Here is a 20,192-nt window from a genome sequence, read left to right on the forward strand (position 1 = left end):
CTTGGTCGCCACGGCACCGCCGGGCACAAGCTAGGTGGCTGGTCTTCCGGTGGCCTTAACCTCCGCTTAGGGTCGGCTTCGGCTCAACCCGAACGAAATTCACACCGAGCTGCCGCCGAGGCGGCGGACGATCCGGGTGACGATGGACGAGACCACGAGCCAGAAGAGCGCCGCGATGCCGTAGTTCACCAGGACGCGCAGCTTCTCGTCGGTGGGCTCGAACAGGTCCTTGAAGCCCAGCGCCAGACCGTCGGACCAGTCGCGGACGAACGAGACGATCCCGTTGTCCGGGTTGGCGCCGCCGACCACGAAGATCACGTGCAGCACCAGGATGAGCGCGAAGATCAGGCCGACCCAGCGGACGATCCCCGCGATGAGCCCCACGGTCTGGTCCTTCACGCGCCCCCACGGCACCTGCCGCTTGGGGCGCGGCGGCGCGTCTTCGTCGACGTCGCTCTTGCGCTTCTCGGCGTGCTCGGCCATGCCGCAGAGTTTCCCACGCCCGGCCGCACTTGGCTACCTGCCAGTAACCGAGGGGGTATCGACCGGGTCACTTTTCAACATCATCACGACCGGGCTACAGTGGATCCGTGGCGCGTGCTCTCCTGCTTCGCTGCCGCGACGGGGCCTGATCCGGACCGGCCCCCCGTCGCGGGGCTTCGTCACGCCGCCGGTCGCCCGATCACCCGGCAGGAGAGTTTCCCAGCAATGACCAGCTCCGATCCCACCGTGAGCCGCATCCGCAAGCCGTCGCGTCCGGCCCCCGCCGACCAGCCCGCGTGGAACCCGCAGCGCGGCAGTTCCATGCCGGTGCACCGCTACCAGCCCTGGTACAAGCTGGTGGAGAACATCGAGCTGCCCGACCGCACCTGGCCGGACAAGCGCATCGAGCGCGCCCCGCTGTGGTGCGCGGTGGACCTGCGTGACGGCAACCAGGCCCTGATCGACCCCATGTCGCCGGCCCGCAAGCGCAAGTTCTTCGAGCTGCTCGTACGCATGGGCTACAAGGAGATCGAGGTCGGGTTCCCGGCGGCGAGCCAGACCGACTTCGACTTCGTCCGCGAGATCATCGAGGACGGCGCGATCCCCGAGGACGTGCGCATCCAGGTGCTGACCCAGTGCCGTCCCGAGCTGATCGAGCGCACCTTCCAGTCGCTGGAGGGCGCGCCGCAGGCGATCGTGCACATCTACAACTCGACCTCGATCCTGCAGCGCCGCGTGGTGTTCCGCGAAGAGCGCGAGGGCATCAAGAAGATCGCGCTGCAGGCCGCCGACCTGGTGGTGGAGTACGCGCAGAAGTACTCCGACACCGACTTCCGCTTCCAGTACTCGCCGGAGTCCTACACCGGCACCGAGCTGTCCTACGCGGCCGAGGTGTGCAACGCGGTCACCGACATCTGGCAGCCCACCCCGGAGCGGCCGGTCATCCTGAACCTGCCGGCCACCGTGGAGATGGCGACGCCGAACGTCTACGCTGACTCGATCGAGTGGATGGGCCGCAACCTGGACCGCCGCGACGCGGTGATCCTGTCACTGCACCCGCACAACGACCGCGGCACCGGCATCGCCGCCGCCGAGCTGGGTTACCAGGCCGGGGCGGACCGCATCGAGGGCTGCCTGTTCGGCAACGGCGAGCGGACCGGCAACGTGGACCTGGTCGCGCTGGGCATGAACATGTTCAGCCAGGGCATCGACCCGCAGATCGACTTCTCCGACATCGACGAGATCAAGCGCACGGTCGAGTACTGCAACCAGCTGCCCGTGCACGAGCGCACCCCGTGGGGCGGTGACCTGGTGTTCACCGCGTTCTCCGGCAGCCACCAGGACGCGATCAACAAGGGCTTCGACGCGCTGCACCGCGCCGCGGAGAAGGCCGGGGTGCCGGTGGACGAGTTCCCGTGGGAGGTGCCGTACCTGCCCATCGACCCGAAGGACGTCGGCCGCAGCTACGAGGCCGTCATCCGGGTCAACTCGCAGTCGGGCAAGGGCGGCGTCGCCTACATCATGAAGACCGAGCACCAGCTCGACCTGCCGCGCCGGCTGCAGATCGAGTTCTCGCAGGTCATCCAGCGCTACACGGACAGCGAGGGCGGCGAGGTCGACCCGCGCACGATGTGGGACGCGTTCGCGAAGGAGTACCTGGAGCCGCAGTCGCCGCTGCAGCTGATCAGCCAGCACGTCACCGCGAACGGCGACTACCAGCTGCGCGCGACGGTGCGGGTGGACGGCGAGGAGCAGGAGATCACCGGCTCCGGAAACGGCCCGATCGCCGCGTTCTTCGACGCGCTGTCCACCGTCGGGTACGACCTGAGGCTGCTGGACTACAGCGAACACACCCTCACCCCGGGCGACGACGCCCGCGCGGCCTCGTACATCGAATGCGCCATCGGGGACAAGGTGTTCTGGGGCATCGGCATCGACCCGTCCATCGTGACGGCGTCGCTGCGGGCGGTCGTCTCCGCGGTGAACCGAGCCCACCGCTGACGCGAAGGCCGGCCGCTCCCCCGGAGCGGCCGGCCTTCTGCGTTCAGTTCGCCGCGGCGGAGAACATTCCCGGCTGGTACGAGCCGCCCTGGTTGCGAACGATCACGTTCATCCGGTTGGCCGCGTTGATCACCGCGACCAGGGTGACGAGCGCGGCGGTCTGGTCGTCGTCGTAGTGCTTGCGCACCTGCGCCCACGTCTCGTCCGACACGCCCTGGTGCGCGTCGGCCAGGCGGGTGCCCTCCTCGGCCAGCGCCAGCGCCGCCCGCTCGGCCTCGGTGAACACCGTCGCCTCGCGCCAGACCGCGACCAGGTTGAGCCGCGTCGCGGTCTCCCCGGCGGCCGCGGCCTCCTTGGTGTGCATGTCGACGCACGGCGCGCACCCGTTGATCTGGCTGGCCCGCAACGACACCAGCTCCTGCGTGGACTGCGGCAACTCCGTCGAGTGCAGCACCGCAGCCACCCCCGCGAACCGCTTCGCCAGCTTCACGCCGGTCTCGTTGGCCATCAGGTTGAACCGGGTTTCCATCACTTCGTCCTCCTCGTGGTCGCTCCTGCTTCGACCACAAGGCACCGGCCATGCCCCGGATGTGACAGTGACGGTCGTCACGTGGTCACCGCGGCCGCCTCGGCGTGCAGCAGCTCCAGCACCGTGGCGACCGGCGGGCGCGTCCCGGCGCCGGTGCGCAGGACGGCCTCGATCAGCCGCGCCGCGCGGATGCCGGCCAGCGGCCGCCGCACGATCCGCCGCGACCACGTCCCGGCCAGCGTGTAGCGCGGCAGCAACGCGATGCCGTGTCCGGCCGCGACCAGCGCCTCGGTGATCCGGAAGTCGTTGATCCGCTGCTTGACCCGCGGCCGCACCCCCGTGCGCACCGCCAGCGACCGCAGCACGTCGTCGACCGGGAAGCCGACGTCCACCGAGATCCACTGCTCCCCGGCCAGCTCGGTGAGGTCCACGCGGCGGCGCCGGGCGAGCCGGTGGCCGAGCGGCAGCGCGACGTCCAACGGCTCGCGCAGCAGGTGCACCACGTCGAGCCGGGCGGACGGGAACGGTTCCGCGTGCTCGTCCCGGTGGGTGACGACGATGTCGAAGTCGGCGACCAGCTCCGGCACCTCGGCCGGCGTCATGTCGACGTCGCGCACCTCCACGTCCAGGCCCTCGACCTCGGCGAACCGGTGCAGCAGCCCGGGCAGCAGCATCAGCGCGGCGGACGGGAAGATCGCCACCCGCACCCGGCCGCGCGGCAGGCTGCGGAACACGTCCATCTCGGCCTCGGCGCGGTCCATCGCGGCGATGACCTCGTCCGCGCGCACCACCAGCGCCCGGCCCGCGTCGGTGAGCCGCAGCCCGCGCCCGGCCGGTTCGGTGAGCACCAGCCCGACCTCCGCCTGCAGCGCCCGGAGCTGCTGCGACACCGCCGACGGCGTGCAGTGCAGCGCCTTCGCCGCGGCCGTCACGCTGCCGCGATCGGCGAACTCGCGCAGCACCCGAAGCCGCCCGACATCCATGAAGCAACACTACACAGTAGATGCAAACAATCTCGATTGTACTTCAAAGTTGTGGCGGGCAAGCTGGGTGAGTGCCTACTCGCGACCGTCTCCTCGCCCTGTTCGTCGTCGTCCTGTGGGGCCTCAACTTCATCGCGATGCACCCGATGCTCGACCACTTCCCGCCGCTCTTCGCGGGGGCGCTGCGCTTCGCGGTGATCGCGGTCCCGACGATCCTGTTCATCCCGCGGCCGAAGGTGAAGCTGCGCTGGCTGCTCGGCTTCGGGCTCGGGTTCGGCACCGGGCAGTTCGCGTTCCTGTTCCTCGCGCTGACCCACGGCATGCCGACCGGCCTGGCGTCGCTGGTGTTGCAGGCCTCGGCGCCGTTCACCGTCCTGCTCGGCGGGATCTTCCTGCGCGAACCGCTGTCCGCCCGCCAGCTGACCGGCATCCTGGCCGCGGTCGCCGGCATGGGCGTGATCGCCTGGCACCGCGCGGAGAACGCCGTGCTCATGCCGGTCGTGCTCACCCTGCTCGGCGCGCTGTGCTGGGCCGCGGGCAACCTCTGCTCCCGCCAAGCCAGGCCGGAGAACCCGATCCACTTCACGCTGTGGATGTCGGTGATCCCGCCGATCCCGATGTTCGCCCTGTCCACGATCTTCGAGGGCCCGGCCGTGCAGTGGCACTCGCTGGCGACGCTCGGCACCGGCGAGGGCCTGCTCGGCCTGGCCGGGTTCAGCTACGTCGTGCTGGTCGGCACGGTCCTCGGGTCGAGCGTCTGGACCGTGCTCATGCGCCGCAACCCGGCCAACGTGGTCGCGCCGTTCTCACTGCTCGTGCCGGTCGTCGGGATGTCCGCGGCGTTCTTCGTGCTCGACGAGACCCCGGCGCTGGTCGAGGTGCTGGCCGGCCTGGTCGTGGTGGCCGGTGTGCTGTTCGGCTCGCTGCCCAGACGTCAGCGCTCGGCCGAGGCGCTGCTCGTCTCCTCGTGACGGCGGCCCATCCGCTTCTTGATCACCAGGCTGATGACCACGCCCAGCACGACGGCGATCGCCAGCCCGAGGTAGGAGAACCGGGACAGCCACTTCTCCGCGACCACGCCGAGCGAGTACACCAGCGCCGTCGTGCCGCCCGCCCAGACGATCCCGCCGAGCGCGTTGGCGAGCAGGAACCGCGGGTAGTGCATGTGCAGCGACCCGGCGAGCGGACCGCACAGAATGCGCAGAATAGCGACGAAACGGCCGAAGAAAACCGCCCACATCCCCCGTTTCCGGAACATTCGCTCAGCGGCGGCCACATGCGACGGACCGAAATGCCGGGGGAATTTCCGCCCGGCCCAGTCGAACAGGCGACGGCCGCCCTTCCGCCCGATGAGGTAACCGATGCTGTCCCCGGCGATGGCGCCCCCGCTGCCGAGGGCACCGATCAGCCAGGGGTTCAGGCCGTCGTGGTGCGAGGCCAGGAGAGCCGCGCTGACCAGCACGATCTCTCCCGGCAACGGGATGCCCAGGCTTTCGCAGCCGATCACCAGCCCGACCGCGAGGTAGACGGCCAGCGGCGGAATGGTCTCCAGCCACGCGTCGATGTGCACGAAAAAAGCCCCCTCGGGTACCCCGGCGGAATTGCCGCCAGGGTACCCCTGGTCAGGGCTCCAGCATTTCGGCCACGGAAGCGGCCTGCGGAACCGCCGCATCGGGTGATGTTTGCGCCGCGACCAATTCCGGTTTCACCTCGTGCGGGGTGATCCGGCCGGCCTGGATGTCCTCCGCCCAGTGGCAGGCGACCCGGTGCCCGGCGCCGAGTTCCCGCAGCGCGGGCCGCTCGGTGTCGCACTTGGTCTCCTGCCGCCACGGGCAGCGGGTGTGGAACCGGCAGCCCGACGGCGGATTGGCGGGCGAGGGCAGGTCTCCGGCCAGCAGGATCTGCTCCCGGCTGTCCTCGACGACCGGGTCCGGCACCGGGATCGCCGACAGCAGCGCCCGCGTGTACGGGTGCAGCGGCTCGGCGTACAGGGTCTCCGAGTCGGTCTCCTCGACCAGCGAGCCCAGGTACATCACGCCGATCCGGTCGGAGATGTGCCGGACGACCGCCAGGTCGTGGGCGATCACCAGGTAGGTCAGGCCCAGCGAGTCCTGCAGCTCCTCCAGCAGGTTGATCACCTGCGCCTGCACGGACACGTCCAGCGCGGACACCGGCTCGTCGGCGACGATCAGGTCCGGCTCCACCGCCAGCGCCCGCGCGATGCCGATGCGCTGGCGCTGCCCGCCGGAGAACTCGTGCGGGTACTTCCGCAGCGAACTCTCCGGCAGGCCGACCGCGTTGAGCAGCTCACGCAACCGCTTGCGCGTGCTGTCCCGGTCCCGGTCCAGGCCGTGCGCCCGCATGCCCTCGATGAGGATCGACTCGACCGACTGCCGCGGGTCGAGGCTGGACAGCGGGTCCTGGAACACCATCTGCATCCGCCGCCGCATCTTCCGCAGCGACTCGCCCTTGAGCGTGGACAGGTCGGTCCCGTCGAACACGGCGCGCCCACCGGTCGGCTCCACCAGCCGCAGCAGGCTGCGGCCCAGCGTCGTCTTGCCGCAGCCGGACTCGCCGACCAGGCCGTAGGTCTCGCCGCGCTGGATCTCCAGGTCGACCCCGTCGACGGCGTAGACGTGCCCGACCGTGCGGTCCAGCACCAGACCCCGCTTGATCGGGAAGTGCACCTGCAGGCCTTCCACGCGCACCAGCGGTTCGGACATCAACGCACCCCCTCGCCCGCCGGGACCGGACGGCCCACCGGATTGTGGCACCGCAACATCCCGTCCGCGTCGGGTTCGAGCTCCGGCGTGACCTCCCGGCACAGGTCGAGCGCGTTCGGGCAGCGGGGCGCGAACGCGCACCCCTGCGACCACGGGATGTTGTCGGCGACCGACCCCTTGATCGGCACCAGCTTCTCGCCGCGCGGCGCGTCCAGCCGCGGGATCGACGCGAGCAGCCCGTGCGTGTAGGGGTGCCGGGCGGAGGCGAACAACGCGTGCCGCTCCGCCCGCTCGACCACCCGGCCGCCGTACATGACGTTGACCTCGTCGCACAGCCCGGCGACCACGCCGAGGTCGTGCGTGATCATGATCAGCGCGGTGCCGGTGTCGCGCACCAGTTCGGACAGCAGCGCCAGGATCTGCGCCTGGATCGTCACGTCCAGCGCGGTGGTCGGCTCGTCGGCGATCAGCAGCCGCGGACGGCAGGCCAGCGCGATCGCGATGAGCGCGCGCTGGCGCATCCCGCCGGAGAGCTGGTGCGGGTACTCCGACAGCCGCCGGTTCGGGTCCGGGATGCCGACGCGGTCCAGCAGGTCCGCGGCCTCGACCCGGGCCTGCTTGCGGTCCATCTTGCGGTGCCGTTCCAGCACCTCGGTGATCTGCAGACCGATCGGGATCACCGGGTTCAGCGACGACAGCGGGTCCTGGAACACCATGCCGAGGTCGCGGCCGCGCCGGTCGCGCAGCTGCCGGTCGGACAGCCGCAACAGGTCCGTGTCCTCGAACCGGACCTCGCCGGTCACCTTCGCGCCGCGTTTGGGCAGCAGGCCCATGATCGCCAGCGCGGTCACCGACTTGCCGCTGCCGGACTCGCCGACCAGACCGACCGTGCGGCCCGGCTCGACGTCGAAACTGACCCCGTCCACCGCGGTGAACGGCCGGGTTCCCTTGCGGGAGAAGACGACCGACAGGTCGCGTACTTGCAGGAGACTCAACGCGCTACCGCCTGTTCTTCGGGTCGAGCGCCTCGCGCAGCGACTCGCCGAGCAGCGTGAACCCCAGCGCCACCACCACGATCGCGATGGCCGGGTAGAACGCCAGGCTCGGCTTGACGTCCAGCAGGTTCTGGGCCTGGGCCAGCATCAGCCCCCACTCGGCACGACTGGGATCGTTGTCCCCCAGGCCGAGGAACGACAGCGCCGCCACGTCGATGATCGACGTCGCCAGCGTCAGCGTGGCCTGCACGACCACCGGCCCGAGCGCGTTCGGCAGCATGTGCCGGAACACGATCGTGCTGCGCCGGACACCCAGCGCGGTCGCCGCCAGCACGTGGTCGCTGGATCTCTGCGACAGCATCGCCCCGCGCAGCAGCCGCGCGAAGACCGGCACGCTCACCACCGCGACCGCGATGATGACCGTCCACTGTGTCCCTTGCGAGAACAACGCGGCCACCGAGATCGCCAGCAGCAGCGAGGGGATCGCGAGCAGGATGTCGGTGAACCGCATCAGCAGCGTGTCCACCCAGCCGCCCAGCGCACCGGCCAGACCGCCGATGACCATGCCGACCGCCAGCCCGATCAGGGTGGCGACGACACCGACGATCAGCGTCTGCTGCGCGCCGACCAGCAGGCGGGAGAAGAAGTCGTACCCGCGGTGGTCGCTGCCGAGCACGAACCCGTCCATCGGACCGGGGATGAAGTCCGGCCGCAGGTTCAGGCGCAGCTCGTCGTAGGGGATGTAGGGGTTCTTCGGTGCCAGGAACGGGGACAGGATCGCCAGCAGCACGAACAGGACCGTGATGACCGCGCCGGTGATCGCCACCGGGCTGCGCGACATCCGCCGGACCGCGTCCTTGGCGAGGCTGGTGCCCCCGGATTCGGCGAGGTCGTCGAGGCGTTCGGCCTTGCGCCGCAACATGGAGGTCATCGCACCCGCACCCTCGGATCGATGATCGCATACGAGATGTCGACCAGGAGGTTCACGATGACGTACACCGCGGCGGCCAGCAGCAGCAACGCCTGCAGCCGCGGGTAGTCGCGGCGTTCGATGCCCTGCGCCAGCAGCGCGCCCACGCCGTTCCAGTTGAACACCTTCTCGGTGAGCACGGCCCCGGCGAGCAGCAGACCGGTCTGCAGACCGATCGTCGTCGACACCGGCAGGAGCGCGTTGCGCAGCACGTGCCGCTGGCGGATCGTCGCCGTGGTCAGGCCCTTGGACTCCGCGGTGCGCACGAAGTCCTCCTGCTGCACGTCCAGCACCGAGGCGCGGGTGATCCGCACGATCACCGCGAACGGGATGCTGGCCAGCGCGATCGCGGGCAGGATCAGGTGCTTGATCGCGTCCCAGGTGGCGTCCAGCTCACCGGTGAGCAGCCCGTCCAGGGTGAAGAACCCGGTGATGTGCGTGGCGTCGATGGTGACGTCCTGGCGCCCGGACGGCGGCAGGATGCCCAGCTTCTGCGCGAACACGTACTTGAGCAGCACACCGAAGAAGAACACCGGCACCGCGACACCGACCAGCGTGGTGAGGACGGTGGCGTTGTCCAGCAACCGGCCCCGGTGACGCGCGGCGAGGTAGCCCATCGGAATACCGAACCCGACCGCGAGGACCAGCGCGGCCAGCGACAGTTCGACGGTCGCGGGGAAGGCACGGGCGATCTCGGCGAGCACGGTGTCGCCGCTGATCAGGGACGAGCCGAAGTCACCGGTGAGAACGCGGCCGAGGAACTTGAAGTACTGGACGAAGATCGGTTGATCCAGGCCCAGCACGGAGTTCAGGGACGCGATCTTCTCCGGCGTCGCCTTGTCGCCGAGCAACGCGGTGGCGGGGCCACCGGGCAGCAGGCGGAGCCAGGCGAAGACCAGGATGGAGAGCACGAGGAGCGTCGGGATCGCTTGCAGCAACCGACGAATCACGAATCGGAGCATGTGATTGCCTCAGCACCGCGCCACGGCGGGAAAGCGCGGCGCGCTTCCCCGCCGTCGGCAGCGGAACTCAGCCCTTGGTGACCGTGTAGAAGCGCTCGTCGGTCAGCGGGGTCGGGATCAGGCCCTGGACGTCGGACCGGACCACGATCGCCGGCGGGGACGACGAGATCGGGATCGCCGGGACGTACTGCGAGATCAGCACACCGGCGCTCTCGTAGGCCGCCTTCTTGGTCTCCGGCGTCGTCTGGGCGTCGGCGTGGGACAGCGCGTCGAAGATCTGCGGGTTGTCGAACCCGAACTCCGGCTTGGTGCGCCCGAAGAACGTGCCGACGAAGTTGCCCGCGTCGGCGTAGTCACCGGTCCAGCCGAGCAGGTGCAGGTCGTGCTTGCCCGCCTTCTGCACGGAGTCCTTGTACCCGCCGTTCCACGGCTCCTGCACCACGTTGACCTTGATGCCGGCCGCCTTCAGGTCGTCGGTGATCGCCGCGGCGATGTCCACCGGGTTCGGCATGTAGGGCCGGGTGACCTCGGTCGGGACGTAGAAGTTCAGCGTCAGGTCGGTCGCGCCGGCCTCGGCCAGCAGCTGCCGGGCGGTGTCGACGTTGTAGCTGTGCTTCTCCACCGCGGTGGTGTAGCCGGGCACGTTGTTCGGCAGGAACTGGTCCTGCGCGTAGGCACCCTGCGGCAGCCGGTTCCGGACCAGCTGGTCCTTGTTGATCGCGAACTCGATCGCCTTGCGGACCCGCACGTCCTGCAGCTTCGGGTTGTTCTTCTGGTTGATGCCCAGGTACAGGATGTTGAACGCGGGCCGGATCAGGACCTGGTCACCGGCCTGCTTGAGCGAGTTGTAGTCCGCCGGGCTCGGGTAGTCGTAGCCGTCGATGGTGCCGGCCGCGAGCTCCTGCTTGCGGGCGTTCTCGTCCGGGATGATCTTGAAGATCAGCTTGGCTGTCTTGGCCTTCTCGCCCCAGTAGTCCTCGTTGCGGACCAGGGTGATCGTGTTGTTGGCCTTGTCGAAGCTCTCGAACTTGTACGGCCCGGTGCCGGTCGGGTGAGCGGTGGCGTACTCGGAGTAGGTGAACGCCTCCCCGCTCTGCGTGACGGTGTCGGCGTTGTACTTCTTCAGCGCGTCCGGGCTGGACATGGACAGCGAGGTCAGGCCGAACGCGTCCGGGAAGGCGCCCTTGGCCTTGTTGAGGTTGAGGACGGCGGTGTGCTCGTCCTTGGCCTCGCAGTTCTTGTAGACCGGGTCGCCGCTGATGTCGCCCTCGTTGGTGGCGAAGCCCTCGAAGACGTCGCCGTAGTAGATCATCTGGCTCTGGGCGGCGGCGCCCTTCATGTTGTACCAGCGGTCGAAGTTGAAGCAGACCGCCGCGGCGTTGAAGGGGGTGCCGTCGTGGAACTTGACGCCCTGGCGCAGGGTGAACGTCCAGGTCGTGTTGTTGTTGCTGGGCGTCCAGGCGGTGGCCAGGCCGCCCTGCAGCTCGGTGGTGCCCGGCTTGTAGGTGACCAGGGTGTCGTACATCTGGCGCGCGGGGCGGAAACTCTCGCCGTCGTCGTTGAAGAGCGGATCGAAGTTCTTCGGGGCACCGGCCGCGCCGAAGATGAAGGTGTCGCTGGCGCTGTCACCCGAGCCGCGCTCGGAAGCGCAGGCTGCTGTCGTGACCGCGAGGGCGCCGGCAAGCCCGATCAGGGCTATGCGGCGCAACCCAACTGCCCGCGTGGGGAGCATGGTGGCACTCCTAGGAGAAAGTTCGGGTACGTGATCGACGACCCTAGTCCGCATGGTGGGATTTCGTTAAGCGCGTGAGGTTACGATCGCGCTACGTAAGACCGGACGGACGCTCACATTTGGCTTACGAGGTTACGTTCAGTGGTCACTTTGCGTGAGAGCGGACGAAAGTACTAGGCCGTTCGGGTGTACGTGTTCGGAAGTAAGGTCAACGGCGAACCAACCACACTCGAACTTCTGCCACGCGGTCAGCGGGCCGCGGATGCCCTCCCCGTCCCGGGAGACTGCCCGTTCGAGCCGAGTTTCCGGGTCCGGTCCGGGGACCCAGCACAGGGCGGACAGGCGGGGCCGGATCGAGGCACGGCCGGCGGACACGCCCTCCAGGACGACTACGTCGACCGGGTGAACCGCGCGGACCGGTCCGGGGCGCGGCTCGCCGGTGGTCCAGTCCAGTGGTCGGTAGGTGGCGGGGCGGCCCGCGGCGAGCGGATCGAGGACCTCGGCGACGAGCCGCGGCCACCAGGCGACCGGGTCGTCCCAGGTGGCGTAGTGGTCGGTGGCGACGAGCGCGGTTTTCGCGCCGCGCGCGCGGAAGGTTTCGACGAGTTTCCCGGCGAAGGTGGTCTTGCCGGCGCCGGAGGGGCCGTCGACGGCGACCAGCCGGACCCGCCCATAGCGGTGCGGGCCGGCCAGTACGTCGTCGACCAGCGTCAAAGGGCGCGGCGGCCGGAGAGGGCGCGGCCGAGGGTCAGCTCGTCGGCGAATTCGAGGTCGCCGCCCATGGGCAGGCCGGACGCCAGCCGGGTGACGGTCAGGCCGGGGAAGTCCCGCAGCATCCGCACCAGGTAGGTCGCGGTGGCCTCGCCCTCGGTGTTCGGGTCGGTCGCGATGATCACCTCGGTGACCTGTTCCGCGCCGAGCCGGGCCAGCAGCTCGCGGATGCGCAGCTGGTCCGGGCCGATGCCGGACAGCGGGTCGAGCGCGCCGCCCAGCACGTGGTAGCGGCCCTTGAACTCGCGGGTGCGCTCGACCGCGAGCACGTCCTTGGGTTCCTCGACCACGCAGATCAGCGACGTGTCGCGCCGGGCGTCCCGGCAGATGCGGCACTGCTGCTGTTCGGAGACGTTGCCGCAGATCTCGCAGAACTGCACGCCCTCGCGGACCTTGCCGAGCACGTCCTGCAGCCGGGCGATGTCCGCCGGGTCGGCGGCGAGCAGGTGGAACGCGATCCGCTGCGCGCTCTTCGGACCGATGCCGGGCAGGTGTCCCAGCTCGTCGATCAGGTCCTGGACTACCCCTTCGTACAACGGGGCCCGCTACTTCAGGCCGGGCAGACCGAGTCCGCCGAGGTCGGGCATGCCGCCACCGCCGCCGAGGGCGCCGGCGACCGGGCCGAGCTTCTCCTCGGTGAGCTTCTGCGCGCTGCTCATCGCGTCGCGCACCGCGGCGACCACCAGGTCGGCGAGCGTCTCGGTGTCCTCCGGGTCGACCGCCTTGGGGTCGATCTGCAGGGACTTCAGCTCCATGCCGCCGGTGACGGTCGCCTTGACCAGGCCGCCGCCGGACGTGCCGGTCACCTCGGTGCGGGCGAGCTCCTCCTGCGCGGCGACGAGCTGCTGCTGCATCTGCTGCGCCTGCTGCAGGATGGCCTGCATGTCGGGCATTCCACCGCCGGGTTGCACCATGATCCCCGTTTCGTCGTCCTGTCCTGTGGGTCCCAGCGTAGCTCGGCCGGCTGTGGGACCGTGTTCGCCGTGCGCAGTCTGGTGGGGTTGGTGCTGAGCGGGGTGCTGCTGGTCGCGGGGTGCTCGTCGCCCGGGCCGGTGCCGTCCGGGGTGGCCCGGGTGTCGTCCGGTGCTTCGCCGGTGTCGTCGTCGGCCGCGCGTGAGCCGGTGACGGTGGTGCTGGACCCCGGGCACAACGGCGGCAACGCGCGGCGGCCGGACGTGATCAACGCGCCGGTGCCGGCCGGACGCGGCAGGACGAAACCGTGCAACACGACGGGCACCGCGACCGACCGGGGGTATGCGGAGCACGCGTTCAACTGGGATGTCGCGCAGCGGGTGGGTGCGTTGTTGACGGCGCGGGGGGTGCGGGTGATCTACACGCGCCCGGACGATTCCGGGGTCGGCCCGTGCGTGGACGAACGAGCGGCGGTCGGCAACCGCGCCGGCGCGGCCGCGGTGGTGTCGATCCACGCGGACGGCTCGACGGTGGCCGGGGCCCGGGGGTTCCACGTCGCGTACTCGAGCCCACCGCTGAACGAGGCGCAGGGCGGGCCGTCGGTGGCGCTGGCGGAGGCCGTGCGCGCGGGACTGTCGTCGGGCGGTTTCCCGGTGTCGAACTACCTGGGCGCGGAGGGCTTGGCACCTCGCGACGACCTCGCCGGGTTGAACCTCTCGGAGCGGCCGGCGGTCCTGGTGGAGTGCGGAAACATGCGAAACCCGGCGGAGGCCGCTGTGTTGTCCAGTGTGGACGGCCGACAGCGGTACGCGGCGGGAATCGCCGCCGGGGTGGTGTCGTTCCTGAGGCAGCACGGAGGTTTCTGACCGCACCCCCAAACGCAGAACTCACGCCCCCAAGCGCAGAACTCACGCCCCCGAGGGTGGGACTCGCCCGCCCGAGCGTGGAACTCGCGGGGCGCGCGAGTCCCACCTTCCCGCGCGCGAGTCCCACGCTCCGGTGCGCGAGTCCCACGCTCCGGTGCGCGAGTTCCACGTTCCGGCGCGCGAGTTCTGCGCTCGCGCTGTCCAGTTCCACTCCACTGCGCCGCGTTCGGCGCGGTGGCGGGGATCTTCGTACTGGGCGGAGGTGCGTTGCCGGGCGGTCAGTCGATCGGCTGGGCGCCCAGGTGCTCGGCCAGCAGGCGGCGCGCCAGTTCCCCGCGCACATCAGCTCGGACTCCAACGTCCCGCTTAGCAGGCGGGCCCACCAGCTCCCCAGCTCACCGCGCGCATCAGCCCATCGGCTCGGGCTCCAACACCCGCCAGCAGGCAGCCAGCTCCCCGCGCCGGGCGGTCAGTCGATCGGCTGGGCGCCCAGGTGCTCGGCCAGCAGGCGGCGCGCCAGCTCCTCCGGGTCGTTCTGCGGGGCGGGCGCGCTGTCCGGCACGGGGCCGCCCGCCTCGGCCATCATGGCTTCCTCGTCGTCCGGCTCGGGCGGGAGGGGATGTCGTCGGCGGGCTCCGGGGGTGGTTTCGGGGCTCGCGGGGCCGGCTCGGGTGGTGGCGGGGCGGCCTGGGGGGCCGGGGCCGGGCGCTGGAAGGTCCGCTGTTGCTGCTGCGGGGCCTCGCGCTGGGGCGGGTTCGGGCGCGGGCCCGGGCCGTCGCGGCGGGCTGAGCCGCCGCCTCCGCCGCCGCCGTGCACGCACCGCACCTGCCACGTTCCGCCGAGCACCTCGTGCAGCGCGCCGGCGATGAAGTCCGCGTTGCGCGGCTCCGACAACCGCCGCGCGAGGGGCTCCGCGCTGTGCGCCAGCACGACCAGCGAACCCTCCACGCTCTGCACCGTGGCGTTGATCATCATCGCCTCGGTGCTGCGGCTGGTCTTGCGGATGGCGGACAGCAGGTCCGGCCACACCCGCCGGATCGCGGCCGCATCGATCCCGCCCGGCGCGGGCGCCGCGTCAGCAGGCTCTGGAGCCGCCGGCTCGGTGGGGCGACGCACCGGCGCCTCCGGCGCGGCATCCCCGGCGGGGCGCGCCGTCTGCTCCGGCGCGACGTTCGGTTCCGTGGCCCGGCGCGCCGGTGCCTCCGGCGCCGGCCGGGCAGCGGCCTCGGCTGCCGGGCGCGACGGCCCGTCGGCCGCCGGAGCGGCCTCGGCGGCCGGGGGCGCGGGCGCCTGAGCAGCGCGCTGCGAAGGCCGCTGGAACCGCTCAGGAGCGGCCGCGACCTGCCCGTCGGCGGCCGGCAGGCTTCCCCCGCCGCTCACCGTGACCCGCCGCTCCAGGCGCTCCAGCCGCTGCAGCACCGCCGCTTCGCTCTCCGACGCCGAAGGCAGCAGCATCCGCGCGCACAGCAGCTCCAGCAGCAGCCGCGGCGCGGTCGCGCCCCGCATCTCCAGCAGGCCGTTGTGCACGATCTCCGCGTACCGGGTCAGCGTCGCCAGGCCGGCGCGCTCGGCCTGCGCCGTCATGCGGTCCAGCTCGTCCGCGGGCGCCGACACCAGGTTGCGCGCCGCCGCGTCCGGGACCGACCGCAACAGCACGAGGTCGCGCAGCCGGTCGAGCAGGTCGCTCGCGAAGCGGCGCGGCTCGTGCCCGGCCTCGACCAGCCGCTCGACCGTGCCGAACACCGCGGCCGAATCGTCCGCGGCCAAGCCGTCGATCATGTCGTCGATCAGGGCCGAGTCGGTGACGCCGAGCAGCGAGATGGCCCGGTCGTAGGTCACGCCGTCCGGGCCCGCGCCGGCCAGCAGCTGGTCCAGCACCGACTGCGTGTCGCGCGCCGAACCGCCGCCCGCGCGGATCACCAGCGGGTACACGGCCGGGTCGACGTGGATGCCCTCGGCCGCGACGTTGCGCTCCAGCAGGTCCCGCATCGCGCTGGGCGGGATCAGCCGGAACGGGTAGTGGTGGGTCCGCGACCGGATGGTGGGCAGCACCTTGTCCGGCTCGGTGGTGGCGAAGATGAAGATCAGGTGCTCTGGCGGCTCTTCGACGATCTTCAGCAGGGCGTTGAAGCCCTGCGTGGTGACCATGTGCGCCTCGTCGATGATGAACACCCGGTAGCGCGATTCGGCCGGCGCGTAGAAGGCGCGGTCACGCAGCTCGCGGGCGTCGTCGACACCACCGTGGCTGGCCGCGTCGAGTTCGGTGACGTCGATGCTGCCCGGCCCCTCGGGCGCCAGCGCACGGCACGAGTCGCACTTGCCGCACGGGTCGGGGGTCGGGCCTTCGACGCAGTTCAGCGAGCGGGCCATGATGCGCGCGCTGGAGGTCTTGCCGCAGCCGCGCGGCCCGGAGAACAGGTACGCGTGGTTGATGCGGCCCGCGGTGAGGGCGGCGCGCAGCGGTTCGGTGACGTGCTCCTGCCCGACGACCTCGGCGAAGGTCGCCGGACGGTACTTGCGGTAGAGAGCCAGAGCCACGACGCGAGAGTACCGGCACCCACCGACAAGCCAGGCTCAGCCCACGGCGCCGAAGGAGACACCAGGGAGGAAGGCCGCGGAGCGAAGGCCCAAGCCACGAGGGCACCTGGAGCGAGCTAGAGAGGCAAGGAGGCAGAGGCGAACCGGCAGCCAGCAGCGAGACCGCGAGCCGAGATAGCCCAGCGGCCAGGCAGCGAGTCGGCCCAGCGGCGAGACGGCGAGGCCCCCAGGCGGGGTCGACAGTCAGACAGCCCAGCAGCCAGGCAGCGAGCCAACCCAGCGGTGAGACGGCGACACGCAGGCGGCGAGACAGGCAGCAAAGCACCCGAAAGGAAGCCGACGCGCTGGTCCCCACCCAACGCGCCCAGCGCCCGCCAAGGCGAGGAGCTCGCACCGTGGGGGTCCGGGGGTCGCCCCCCGACGAACACAGCGGACGCAGTCCCCTTCGTGCAAGGGGGAGCCCTTGACGAAGGGGACCCCCGCACCCGTCAGAGCCTGCTTATCCTTGCTGCCTTCCGGCCCTGGGGAGGTTCACAGGATGGACGCCGCGGGGGTCCACCGTCAGTGTACTCAACCGGCCGCGGCCGCTGTCGTCAGGTCGTAGACCGTCGTGCCGCCCACCGTTTGAGCAGTGAAGTTCTCCGTCACCCACTGCTCGATCTCGCCGGAGCCTCGGCCCATGCCGTCGGAGACGTAGTACGTGATCTCCCCGTCGGCGACGTACCGCTTGAACTCGTCCAGCGTCGGCGCCGGGTCGCCGCCGTTGAAGCCGCCGATCGCGATCACGGCGGTGTCCGAGCCGAGCGCGAGGCCGGCCGCCGACTGGGAGCCGTTGGAAGCCGCGGACCACTTCGTCGTGGTCTGCCGGAGCAGCGCGATCAACTCGCTCGACTCCGCGCCTGCCCGGTCGCCGAAGCCCATCGAGTTGCCGGACGGCCCGGACGTCGGGATCGACCCGGTGTGCCCCTGACCCGCCGTGACGACGGCGTACGCCCCCGGCGCGAGCAGGCCCGTGATCACCCCGGCCACCGCCAGCACGGTCCCCGCCCGCCGGAGACGGTCGAGCCCGAACAGCAGCCCGGCGACCACCAGCGCGGTCAGCACCAGCAGCACCCACCGCAGCCACGGCTGCCAGTCCGGCGTCCGGTCGAGCAGGATGAAGTCCCACACCCCGGTCGCCGCGAGCATCAGCGCCAGCACGATCCGGGCGGCGAAGTTGTGCCGTCCACGCCACAGCTCGACCGCTCCGATGCCGATCAGGCCGGCGATTCCCGGGGCCAGCGCCACCGTGTAGTACGGGTGGATCGTCCCGCTCATGAAGCTGAAGACCAGCGCGGTGACGACCGTCCAGCCGCCCCACAGCAGCAGCGCGGCACGCGTGCGGTCCAGCCGCGGCGCGAACCGGGTGAACCACAGCCCGGCGACCAGCGCGATCAGCGCGGCGGGCAGCAGCCAGGAGATCTCCAGCCCGAACGACGCGCCGAACATGCGCAGCAGCCCGGTCTCCCCGCCGAACATGGTGTTGCCGCTCATACCGGCACCACCGCCGCCACCGTTGCCCGCACCGCCGAAGATCCGGCCCAGCCCGTTGTACCCGAACGCCAGATCCAGCGGCGTGTTGTCGGTCGACCCGCCGATGTAGGGCCGGGACCCGGTGGGCCACAACGCGACCGCCACGATCCACCAGCCCGCGGCGACCACGACCGCGACACCGGCCCCGAGCAGCTGGAGCAAGCGTTTGCCCAGCCCGGCCGGCGCGGCGACCAGGTACACCAGCGCGAACGCGGGCAGCACCAGGAACGCCTGCAGCATCTTGGTGAGGAACCCGAACCCGAGCGCGGCACCGGCGAGCAGCAGCCACCCGGTGCTCGCCCGGTCCAGGGCCCGGACCGTGCAGTAGGCGCCGGCCACCATCAGCAGCACGAGCAGCGCGTCCGGGTTGTTGAACTTGAACATCAGCGCCGCGACCGGGGTCAGCGCCAGCGCCGCGCCCGCGATGAGCCCGGCCAGCGGGCCCGAGGTGCGGCGCACGGCCGCGTACAGCAGGGCCACCGACGCCACGCCGCACAGCGCGTTGGGCAGCAGCATGCTGAAGCTGGAGAAGCCGAGCAGCCGCCCGGACAACGCCATCAACCACAGCGACGCGGGCGGTTTGTCGACCGTGATCACGTTGCCCGGGTCCAGCGACCCGAAGAACAACGCCTCCCAGTTCTTCGTGCCGGCCTCCACGGCCATCGCGTAGAAGTCGTTGGCGTATCCGGACGCGCTCAGGTTCCACAGGTACAGCGCGGCGGTCGCGACCAGCAGGACGGCGACCGAGGACCGGACCCACGGTGGCCGGCCGGCGGTCCGCGATCGCGCCGCGGCGGGGACCGGACCGAGGCGGGCCGGATCGGAGGAAACAGCCGCAGTCGACATGTCGAGTCGGTTCTCCTATCGGTTCTTTCGGAAGACCCAGTTGCGGAACAGCAGGAACCGCAGGACGGTCGCGGCCAGGTTGGCCAGGACGAGCACCACCAGCTCGGCGAACCGCCCGGGTTCGCCGCCGGCGTGCAGCAGCGCCAGCGATCCGCTGGTCAGCGCCAGCCCGAGGCCGAAGACGATCAGGCCCTCGAACTGGTGCCGCCCGGCGCCCTTCGGCCCGCGCACGCCGAACGTGAACCGCCGGTTGGCCGCGGTGTTGGCGACCGCGGTGACCAGCAGCGCGATCAGGTTCGCCGCCTGCGCGCCGATCCCGGTCCGCAGCAGGACGTAGAGCGCCAGGTAGGCCAGGGTGCTGCCGACGCCGATCGCGGCGAACCGGACGAGCTGCTTGGCCAGTGTCGGCGGGACGCCGGGTTCGGTGACGGCGATCGGGTGCCTCCCCAGCTGGGCGCGGATCTGGCTGATGGGCAGGGTGCCGCGCGCGAAGCCGCGGATCATCCGGGCGACGCCCTTGAGGTCCGCGGTGGCGGTGGCGACGATGTCGACCGACGAGTCCGGGTCGTCGACCCAGTCCACCGGCACCTCGTGGATGCGCAGGCCGGAGCGCTGCGCGAGGACGAGCAGCTCGGTGTCGAAGAACCAGCCGGTGTCTTCGACCAGCGGCAGCAACTGCCGGGCGACGTCGGCGCGGATGGCCTTGAAGCCGCACTGCGCGTCGCTGAACCGGGCGGCCAGCGCGCCGCGCAGGATCAGGTTGTAGCTGCGCGAGATGAACTCGCGTTTCGGTCCGCGCACGACCCGGGCGCCGCGGGCCAGCCGGGACCCGATCGCCAGGTCGGAGTGCCCGGAGATCAGCGGCGCGACCAGCGGGAGGAGCGCGGCGAGGTCCGTGGACAGGTCGACGTCCAGGTAGGCCAGCACCTGGGCGTCGGAGGCGGACCAGACGGCGTTGAGCGCCCGGCCGCGGCCCTTCTGGTCCAGGTGCCGCACCTCGACCTCGGGCAGTTCGGCGGCGAGCGCCCGCGCGAGAGCCAGCGTCGAGTCGGTGCTCGCGTTGTCGGCGACGGTGATGCGGAACGGGTAGGGCAGTGCGTCGGACAGGTACGCGTGCAGGCGGCGCACGCAGGGCGCGAGGTCGGTCTCCTCGTTGTACACGGGGACGACGACGTCGAGGACCGGGGACGTGCTCCGTTGCGGTGGGTCGGCCGGCAGAGGTGCGGGGGAGGCGTCGGCGGAGGTCGTCATGAACACTGACGGTGGCCCGCCGCGTTGTGGCGATCATGTGCCTGAGCTGTGCGCAGCC

18 protein-coding genes and 1 other RNA gene are annotated in these 20,192 nt (G+C 70.9%); 3 read left to right on the forward strand and 16 right to left on the reverse strand.

Annotated elements, in window-relative coordinates:
• Positions 1-99: 99 nt before the first annotated feature.
• Positions 100-483: a hypothetical protein gene (locus L1857_RS00185; protein ID WP_116113133.1), complete on the reverse strand. Its 384-nt coding sequence runs from the start codon at positions 481-483 to the stop codon at positions 100-102.
• A 225-nt stretch (positions 484-708) separates the two neighbouring features.
• Here L1857_RS00185 and leuA point away from each other — a divergent pair, with 225 nt between their 5' ends.
• Positions 709-2,484, forward strand: a complete 1,776-nt coding sequence (gene leuA / locus L1857_RS00190; RefSeq protein ID WP_116113136.1) for a 2-isopropylmalate synthase — start codon at positions 709-711, stop codon at positions 2,482-2,484.
• 43 nt (positions 2,485-2,527) lie between these two features.
• On the opposite strand, the gene L1857_RS00195 is transcribed toward leuA, so the two are convergent.
• Together L1857_RS00195 and L1857_RS00200 are read right to left on the reverse strand one after the other, a co-directional pair.
• Entirely contained in the window at positions 2,528-3,013 is a 486-nt protein-coding gene (locus L1857_RS00195) for a carboxymuconolactone decarboxylase family protein (protein WP_094006318.1), read from the reverse strand.
• Positions 3,014-3,090: 77 nt separating this feature from the next.
• On the reverse strand, positions 3,091-3,996 hold the full coding sequence (locus L1857_RS00200) for a LysR family transcriptional regulator (protein ID WP_094006319.1): 906 nt from the start codon (positions 3,994-3,996) through the stop codon (positions 3,091-3,093).
• 71 nt (positions 3,997-4,067) lie between these two features.
• Here L1857_RS00200 and L1857_RS00205 point away from each other — a divergent pair, with 71 nt between their 5' ends.
• Positions 4,068-4,967 carry an EamA family transporter gene (locus tag L1857_RS00205; protein WP_116113141.1) on the forward strand — a complete coding sequence of 300 codons (900 nt, stop codon included), beginning with the start codon at positions 4,068-4,070 and terminating at the stop codon, positions 4,965-4,967.
• Here the strand turns inward: L1857_RS00205 and L1857_RS00210 are convergent.
• From L1857_RS00210 to L1857_RS00250, 9 genes are all read right to left on the reverse strand, one after another.
• Positions 4,931-5,566 carry a DedA family protein gene (locus L1857_RS00210; RefSeq protein ID WP_094006321.1) on the reverse strand — a complete coding sequence of 212 codons (636 nt, stop codon included), beginning with the start codon at positions 5,564-5,566 and terminating at the stop codon, positions 4,931-4,933. The genes L1857_RS00205 and L1857_RS00210 overlap by 37 nt on opposite strands.
• A gap of 52 nt (positions 5,567-5,618) precedes the next feature.
• Positions 5,619-6,719 carry an ABC transporter ATP-binding protein gene (locus L1857_RS00215; protein ID WP_116113144.1) on the reverse strand — a complete coding sequence of 367 codons (1,101 nt, stop codon included), beginning with the start codon at positions 6,717-6,719 and terminating at the stop codon, positions 5,619-5,621.
• Entirely contained in the window at positions 6,719-7,714 is a 996-nt protein-coding gene (locus L1857_RS00220; RefSeq protein WP_094006323.1) for an ABC transporter ATP-binding protein, read from the reverse strand. Before L1857_RS00220 ends, L1857_RS00215 begins: the two co-directional genes overlap by 1 nt.
• Positions 7,715-7,718: 4 nt before the next feature.
• Positions 7,719-8,645: an ABC transporter permease gene (locus L1857_RS00225; protein WP_094006324.1), complete on the reverse strand. Its 927-nt coding sequence runs from the start codon at positions 8,643-8,645 to the stop codon at positions 7,719-7,721.
• On the reverse strand, positions 8,642-9,646 hold the full coding sequence (locus tag L1857_RS00230; protein ID WP_094006325.1) for an ABC transporter permease: 1,005 nt from the start codon (positions 9,644-9,646) through the stop codon (positions 8,642-8,644). Before L1857_RS00230 ends, L1857_RS00225 begins: the two co-directional genes overlap by 4 nt.
• A gap of 67 nt (positions 9,647-9,713) precedes the next feature.
• Positions 9,714-11,378: an ABC transporter substrate-binding protein gene (locus L1857_RS00235; RefSeq protein ID WP_205413358.1), complete on the reverse strand. Its 1,665-nt coding sequence runs from the start codon at positions 11,376-11,378 to the stop codon at positions 9,714-9,716.
• Positions 11,379-11,516: 138 nt separating this feature from the next.
• The gene (locus tag L1857_RS00240; RefSeq protein ID WP_116113158.1) at positions 11,517-12,086 is read right to left on the reverse strand and encodes a uridine kinase family protein; all 570 of its coding nucleotides are present in this window, start codon (positions 12,084-12,086) and stop codon (positions 11,517-11,519) included.
• Between the two features lie 2 nt (positions 12,087-12,088).
• On the reverse strand, positions 12,089-12,685 hold the full coding sequence (gene recR / locus L1857_RS00245; RefSeq protein ID WP_017985548.1) for a recombination mediator RecR: 597 nt from the start codon (positions 12,683-12,685) through the stop codon (positions 12,089-12,091).
• 9 nt (positions 12,686-12,694) lie between these two features.
• Positions 12,695-13,063, reverse strand: coding sequence for a YbaB/EbfC family nucleoid-associated protein (locus L1857_RS00250; protein ID WP_026153601.1), 369 nt, complete (start codon positions 13,061-13,063; stop codon positions 12,695-12,697).
• Between the two features lie 60 nt (positions 13,064-13,123).
• Here L1857_RS00250 and L1857_RS00255 point away from each other — a divergent pair, with 60 nt between their 5' ends.
• Complete coding sequence (locus L1857_RS00255) at positions 13,124-13,927, forward strand: N-acetylmuramoyl-L-alanine amidase (protein ID WP_116113156.1); 804 nt, start codon at positions 13,124-13,126, stop codon at positions 13,925-13,927.
• Between the two features lie 582 nt (positions 13,928-14,509).
• Here the strand turns inward: L1857_RS00255 and L1857_RS00260 are convergent.
• From L1857_RS00260 to L1857_RS00275, 4 genes are all read right to left on the reverse strand, one after another.
• Positions 14,510-16,465, reverse strand: coding sequence for a DNA polymerase III subunit gamma and tau (locus L1857_RS00260; protein WP_429727716.1), 1,956 nt, complete (start codon positions 16,463-16,465; stop codon positions 14,510-14,512).
• Between the two features lie 465 nt (positions 16,466-16,930).
• Positions 16,931-17,027: signal recognition particle sRNA small type (ffs, locus tag L1857_RS00265), an RNA gene on the reverse strand.
• A gap of 8 nt (positions 17,028-17,035) precedes the next feature.
• A complete protein-coding gene (locus L1857_RS00270; RefSeq protein ID WP_116115119.1) occupies positions 17,036-18,883 on the reverse strand; it encodes an ArnT family glycosyltransferase in 1,848 nt (615 codons plus the stop codon).
• Positions 18,884-18,898: 15 nt separating this feature from the next.
• Positions 18,899-20,134 (reverse strand): bifunctional glycosyltransferase family 2/GtrA family protein, encoded by a 1,236-nt coding sequence (locus L1857_RS00275; protein WP_116115137.1) that lies wholly within the window; start codon positions 20,132-20,134, stop codon positions 18,899-18,901.
• Positions 20,135-20,192 lie beyond the last annotated feature (58 nt).

It is taken from the genome of Amycolatopsis thermalba (genome assembly GCF_023376025.1).
GTDB lineage: Bacteria > Actinomycetota > Actinomycetes > Mycobacteriales > Pseudonocardiaceae > Amycolatopsis_E > Amycolatopsis_E thermalba.